Here is a 6693-nt window from a genome sequence, read left to right as displayed (position 1 = left end):
CGGCGGCCGCGCCGGGGTCGCGCCACGATACCTGTACCGCCGGGTCGCGTTCGGTGGGCAGGGAAATCGTCCAGGTTTCCGCGCGCGGGGCCAGGCGCGCCATGGCCGCCACGGCGGTGGCCGGGGTAGAGGCCTGCGCCTGGGACCGATGCAGTTCCGGTTGCATCCAGACGGAGATTTCATCGCGCACGTAGCTGAACGTGCCCAGCAGGAAGATGGCGAACAGCAGCCAGCCCAGCACCAGGCCGGACCAGGTGTGCAGCCACGACATGGCCTGGCGCAGGCCCTCCGTCTTGCCGTCAGGGCGCACGCCGGCCTCCGGCGCGTTGAGGCTGGGCCGCGCGCCGCAGCGGGCTGACGGATCGGTGATGGACTACGGGCATGGAATACCTGGCGGTGGAAACAGTGCGCCCGGCCGGAAAACCGGGCGCGGTGTCGGTCTGCTGCATAGACAAGCCAGGGCGCGGCATCCTGACCTTTCAGAAGAAATTAATAATGAGATTTGTTATTATTCTCAGAAATAAAGGGACGGGAATGAGCAGCGAAGTGGAAACCCCCAACCTGGGACAAGGCTGGGCGTCACTGAAAGATTGCCTGGGCACGGTGCGGCGCGCTGTGGCCGCCCGTTTGGGGGGCCAGCATTCGCCGGCCGATCTGGTCCAGGAAGCCTACGCGCGCATGCTGGATCGCGGCGGGCAGGAAGACCTGGGCAATCCGTCGGGCTACCTGTATCGCACCGCGCTGAACATCGCATACAACACCAGTACCCGCGAAGGTGTGGAAAACCGCGTGCATGCCGAGGTGGCGCTGGGCCAGCCCAGCGTGTCCGAAGCCCTGGATCCCGCCCGCATTTACGCCGACCGCCAGGCCCTGGCCCGCGTGATCGAGGCGATCGAAGCCCTGCCGCCGCGCTGCCGCGAAGTATTCCTGTTGTATCGTTTCGAAGGCCTGGATCAGGCCACGATCGCCGCCCGCCTGGATATTTCCCGCAATATGGTTGAAAAGCATGTCATCCGCGCCATGCGCGCATGCCGTGCGGCCTTGAACGAAGGTTAAGTGAACTCTTCTGATACGCATTCTTCGACAGGCACCGCCGCGGACAGCGTCGATGATGACGCCATGCGCTGGTATCTGGCGCTGCGCGAAAGCCAGGGCGTAGCGGGCCAGGCCGAGCTGCGGCGCCGCTTTCAGCGGTGGCTGGAACAAAGCGCGCGCCACCGCGCCGCGTACGATGCCTGTGCGCGCGATTGGGCCCGGCTGGATCCCCTGCGCGAGCATTTCCGCGGCCAGGCCCATGCTGGCGCGGCGCACCGCCCGCGGCGCGGCCGGATCCGCGCGTGGGGCTGGTCCGTGGCGTTTGCCGCCATTCTTGCAGCGGCGGGAGTGGCCTGGCAGATGCACAGCTACGCAGATTTCGCACCGTTGGGGCCGCGCCAGTTTGCCACCTCGCTGCAAGACCAGTCCGTGCTGGCCATGCGTGACGGCACGCGCGTGGCACTGGACGTGGGCACCACGCTGCAAGTGGAATTCAGCGACAGCCAGCGCCAGGTATCGCTGCCATCCGGCACGGCGTTTTTCGATGTGGCTCCCGATGCGCAGCGGCCCTTCGTGATTCATACCGGCGCGGGCCAGGTGCGGGTGCTGGGTACGGCGTTCGAGGTGCAGCGCCTGCCAGACGGCCTGCGCGTGGGCGTGGCGCGCGGCCATGTCCGCGTGATCCCGCCCGGCCAGGGACGGCCGGTGGACTTGCGGCAAGGCCAGTCGGTGCGTCTGCGGCAGGCGGTGTTCGATGGCGTGCAGGCCGCCGACCCCCAGCAACTGGCCGCCTGGCGCCAGGGCCGCCTGGTGTTCGACCGCGATACGCTGGGCGACGTGGGCCAGGCCATCAGCCGCCGCGGCGAATGGACGGTGCACGTGGCGCCGTCGGTCAGAGCATTACCGGTGACGCTGGCCGTGCAGCTGGATGACGTGGTGGCCATGCTGCGGGCCCTGCCCGACGTGCTGCCGGTGGAAGTGGCGCAATCCGGGCGGGTCGTGACGATATCGGCTGCGTCCGATAAATAAAAACGAATCTCAATATCAGGATTTGGCGCCGTCGATTGTCTTCCCTCCGACAAGACATTCCGGAGAGGAAGATCAAATGTGGTTCCAGCTTGACGCTGCGCGGCGTGTCCAGGATTTCCAGCTGCGCGCCGCGCGCCTGCCCGGGTATTGCCGGCGTACCGTCCTCGCCATCGTGGTGGCCGGTTTGCATGTGCCCGTCCAGGTGGCGCACGCCCAGGAGGCCGCGCCGTTCCAGGCGCAGGTGCTCAGTTTCGATATCCCGGCCCAGCCGCTGGACCGCACGCTGATGGAGATCAGCCGCCGCACGGGCCTGTCGGTCGCCTTCGATCCGGAGCAGGTGGGCCGCTTCCAGGCGCCGCAGGTGCGGGGCAGCATGAATGCGGAACAGGCGCTGCGGCGCGCGCTTTCGCAAAGCGGCCTGGTCTACGTACTGCGCGGCCGCGTGGCCACCGTGCGGCAGCAAGGCGTGGCGCAGCTTGCGCCGGTGACGGTGTCGGGCGAGCAACTACCCGCCTACATTGCCGATACGCCCACGTCCATTGCCACCAAGACCTCACTGCCGCCGCGGCAAACCCCGTTCACCATCAACCAGGCCAGCAAGGAACTGATGATGGACCGCGGCGATGCCAACATTTACGACACCCTGGAAGGGTTTGCCGGAGTAACCACCACCAGCGGCAACGGCGACATCGGCCAGAGCATGTCGCGTTCCATCAATGTGCGCGGGTTCTCCACCGGTGGAGCGGGGCAACTGCTGATCAACGGCCAACGCACGTATGGTTCGGCTTCCACCGCGCGCAGCCCGGACAGCCTGGAACGCGTAGAACTGCTGCGCGGCCCAGCCGCCCTGTATTACGGCGCGGCCGAACCGGGCGGCATCATCAACTACACGTACAAGCGGCCCCGCGCCGAGGCCGCCTACACCATCCTGGGGCGTACCGACAGCAAGGGTTCGTATGGGTCGATGGTGGACATGACCGGCCCGCTGAACCAGGACGACACACTGCTGTACCGCCTGGTGGGCAGCTACACGCACACCAAGGACGACCAGGACCATATTTTCCAGGAGCCGAAAAGCGTGCTGGCCGCGCTGACATTTGCGCCCAGCTCGCGCTTCGACACCACGCTGACCTACGAACGCATGGACATGGAGGCCGTGCCCGAGCAGGAAAACAATATGCGCATCAGCAATCCGGCCAGCCCGTACTACGGCGAATACTATCCGGTGCCGCGCGACTTCTTCTGGGGCAGCCTGAACGACCGCGCGGTGACGGAAACCGATACCCTGCTTTGGGACGCGCAATGGCGCCCGAACGACAGTGTGAAAGTGGCCGCATATGCCAATTACCAGGAAACCAAGCAGTGGTGGCAGAACACGCGCGTCAATGGCGGCAACCGCGGGCCGGACGCCGATGGCAACGTGGGCCGTTACGTCAGCGGCCGCCAGAGCACCGGCCGCAACTGGTCGGTGGGGCTGGATGTCAGCGGCCAGGCGCATACCGGCGCGTTCCGCCACGACTGGCTGGCGGGCGGCGGCTACGGATTCACGCAAACGCGTTCCAGCGGCCGCAAGGTGGCCAGCGATTCGCGCCCCGGCCAGCCGTACACGCCGGGCCCCATCAATATCTTCGACCCCGACTACGGCAACTGGCACTACCAGGACCGCATCTGGGAAGACCCGCTGGGCGAACCCACCAAGCGCAACGACCTGAACCTGTATTTCCAGGACATGCTGCACCTGCCCAACGGCAAGACCCGCGTGCTGCTGGCCATGGGCTGGGCGCAGTTCGACAACCGCCCGGCCGACAGCACGCAGCGCAACAAGGTCAGCAAGTGGTCGCCCCGCATCGCGCTGATGCATGACATCACGCCCAGTTCCACGGTTTATGCCAGCTACGGCGAATCGTTCTATCCCAACGAACTAAATCTGCTGGACATGAGCGGCGCCTACATCACCAAGCCGCAGGAAGGAAAACAGTACGAAATCGGCTTCAAACAGGACCTGTTCGACGCGCGCGCGATGTTCACCGCTGCTGTATTCCGCATCGACAAGAAGAACATGCCCATGGCGGCCCAGCAGGAAGGCCAGTGCGACCCGCTTGCCGCGCCCGCGCCCGGCACGCCCGGCGGCACCGACGGCACTGGCGATTGCCGCACCAGCCTGGCCGGCCTGGAGCGTTCGCAGGGCCTGGAGCTGGAACTGTCGGGCCTGATCACCGACTGGTGGGCGGCCTCGCTGTCGTACGCTTACCTGAAGACCGAATACGTGGACACCGAAGACCCGTTCTCGCGCGGCCGCAGCAAGCCCAATATGCCCGAGCACAACCTGGCGTTGTGGAACAAGTTCCGCGTGTATAACCATGCCGATTACGGAACAGCCCATGTGGCCGTGGGCCTGCGCGCCTGGAGCAAAAGCCACAATTCCTGGCGCGACCCCAGCGTGGGCACGTACTACAACCCCAATTCGCGCACCGACTACAACCCGGGCTACGGCATCGTCGACGTGGGGGTGTTCTACGAGAACACCCTGGCCAACGGCATGGACTTGAAGCTGCAGCTGAACGTGAAGAACGTATTCAACAAAACTTATTACGACCGCAACCGCTTTGCCAACGGCACCACCATTGTGTGGGGCAACGAGCGGCGCGCCCTGCTGAACGCGCAGTTGTCGTTCTGATATGGTGGGCCGGCTGCGCGGGAGGCGCCGCGTTTCAGCCTGCCGGTCGCGCCAACCCCAGGTGTTCGCGCAGGGTGCGGCCGCTATAGGCGCGCCGCAACAGGCCGCGTTGTTGCAGCACCGGCACCACGTGGTCCACGAAATCGTCGATGCTGCCCGGCAGCGCCGGCGGCATCAGATTGAAGCCGTCGGCGCCTTCGTTGCGCAGCCATAGCTCGATGTGGTCGGCGATCTGGTCGGGCGTGCCCACCACCGTGCAATGGCCGCCGCCCGCCGCCAGCCGGCCCAGCAACTGCCTGACGGTGGGCTGTTCGGTTTCGATGATGCGCAGGATGGTGCCGTAGCGGCCCTTGGGGCCGGTAAAGGCTTCCAGGGGCGGCAGCGCGGGCACGGGGGCGTCCAGTTCCCAGTCCATGCAGTCCTGCCCCACGAAGGTGCCCAGCTGGCGCAGCGAGGTGGCCACGGGAAGCAGTTCGTCCAGTTGGCGTTGCTTGGAGCGCGCTTCGGCTTCGGTGCTGCCCACGTAGGTGACCAGGCCCGGCATGATGGGCACCGGGTCGCTGCGGCCGGCGGCGCGCACACGCTGCTTGATGTCGCGGTAATAGGCCTGCGCGGCCGGCAGGTCGTAGGCCACGGCATAGATGGCTTCGGCGCGGCGGGCCGCCAGATCGCGCCCGGGGCCGGACGCGCCGGCCTGGAACAGCACCGGGTGGCCCTGCGGCGGGCGCGGCACTGTCAGCGGCCCGTCCACCAGGAACTGCGGCCCATGGTGCCGGATGGCATGCACGCGATTCACGTCGGCGTAGTCGCCATCGCGATCGCGCAGCAGCGCGCCGTCTTCCCAGGAATCCCACAGGCGCAGCGCCACGTCCACGAATTCCTCGGCGCGCGCATAGCGCCATTCATGGTCGGGCATGGCTTCATAGCCATGATTGCGCGCTTCCACGTCGAACATGGACGTGACCACGTTCCAGCCCATGCGGCCGCCCGAAATGTGATCCAGCGAGGCCAGCATGCGGGCCGCGTGGAAAGGCGTGTAGAAGGTACTGGATACCGTGCTGATCAGGCCGATGCGTTCGGTGGCGCGGGCCATGGCGGCCATGGCGGTCAGCGGCTCAAGGAACCAGCGCGGGCCGTCGGCCACGTTGTCGGTGCTTTGGCCGTCGGCGAAGAACACCGCGTCGAAGCAGCCGCGCTCGGCGGTGCGGGCCAGGGCCTCGTAGTAGGCGATGTCGCCCAGGCGTTCCACCGGAGAATCGGGATGCCGCCAAGCCGCGCGGTGGTGCCCGCAGCCGAAAATGAACAGGTTCAGGTGCATGGCGTCAGTTTTTCACCAGGCCGCCGTCCACCACCAGGTTCTGGCCGGTTACCGCGCGCGACCACGGCGATGCGAAGAACAGCACCGCGTCGGCGAATTCCTCGGGGGTGGTTACGCGGCGCAGCGGGGTGCTGGCCGCGATCAGGTCGAACACGGCCTGCGGCGTGGCGGCCGAGGCGTCGGTGGTGCGCAGCAAGCCGCCCGACACCATGTTGACGGTAATGCCGTCCGGGCCCAGGTCTTGCGACAGGGTTCGCGTCAGCGACAGCAGCGCGGCCTTGGCGGCGGTGTAGTCGTGGTACGGCACCACGGGGTTCTGGAACAGGTTGGTGCCGATGTTGACGATGCGGCCGCCGCCGGCGCGGCGCATGCCCGGCAGGGCGGCCTGGATGGTATGCAGCGCGCCGCGCAGCACGCCCTGCAGTTGGTGGTCCAGGTGTTGCCAGGTCAGCGCGTCGGCATGCGGACGCGCGTCGCCGTTGAATTCGAAGCGGGGCAGGGCGTTGTTGACCAGCGTGGTGGCCGGCATGCCGAAACGGGCCTCGGCCTGCGCCATCATGGCGCCTACCGCATCCGCATCGCATACGTCGGCCTGCACGGCCAGCGCGCGGTCGGGCGCCGTGGCGGCCAGTTC

General features: G+C 66.9%; 6 protein-coding genes. 3 read left to right on the top strand and 3 right to left on the bottom strand.

From position 1 onward, the window contains the following. The coding region (locus LPZ50_RS19855; protein WP_230664140.1) for a PepSY-associated TM helix domain-containing protein at window positions 1-310 on the bottom strand (310 nt) is incomplete at its 3' end. A gap of 224 nt (window positions 311-534) precedes the next feature. Here LPZ50_RS19855 and LPZ50_RS19850 point away from each other — a divergent pair. The 3 genes from LPZ50_RS19850 to LPZ50_RS19840 all read left to right on the top strand — a co-directional run bounded on the left by LPZ50_RS19850 (window position 535) and on the right by LPZ50_RS19840 (window position 4741). Continuing rightward, the gene (locus tag LPZ50_RS19850) at window positions 535-1056 is read left to right on the top strand and encodes an RNA polymerase sigma factor (protein ID WP_230664137.1); all 522 of its coding nucleotides are present in this window, start codon (window positions 535-537) and stop codon (window positions 1054-1056) included. Beyond that, on the top strand, window positions 1057-2064 hold the full coding sequence (locus LPZ50_RS19845; RefSeq protein WP_230664134.1) for a FecR family protein: 1008 nt from the start codon (window positions 1057-1059) through the stop codon (window positions 2062-2064). 76 nt (window positions 2065-2140) lie between these two features. Beyond that, window positions 2141-4741: a TonB-dependent siderophore receptor gene (locus LPZ50_RS19840; protein ID WP_230664131.1), complete on the top strand. Its 2601-nt coding sequence runs from the start codon at window positions 2141-2143 to the stop codon at window positions 4739-4741. Between the two features lie 34 nt (window positions 4742-4775). Here the strand turns inward: LPZ50_RS19840 and LPZ50_RS19835 are convergent, their stop codons facing one another. After that, on the bottom strand, window positions 4776-6059 hold the full coding sequence (locus tag LPZ50_RS19835) for an LLM class flavin-dependent oxidoreductase (RefSeq protein WP_230664129.1): 1284 nt from the start codon (window positions 6057-6059) through the stop codon (window positions 4776-4778). 4 nt (window positions 6060-6063) lie between these two features. Next, on the bottom strand, window positions 6064-6693 hold a 630-nt coding region (locus LPZ50_RS19830), incomplete at its 5' end, for a 3-oxoacyl-ACP reductase (protein ID WP_230664126.1).

The organism is Bordetella petrii (assembly GCF_020991325.1).
Lineage (GTDB): Bacteria > Pseudomonadota > Gammaproteobacteria > Burkholderiales > Burkholderiaceae_B > Bordetella_A > Bordetella_A petrii_E.
The sequence above is the reverse complement of the archived record's forward strand: the minus strand, read 5'-3'. Positions and strand labels throughout refer to the sequence as shown.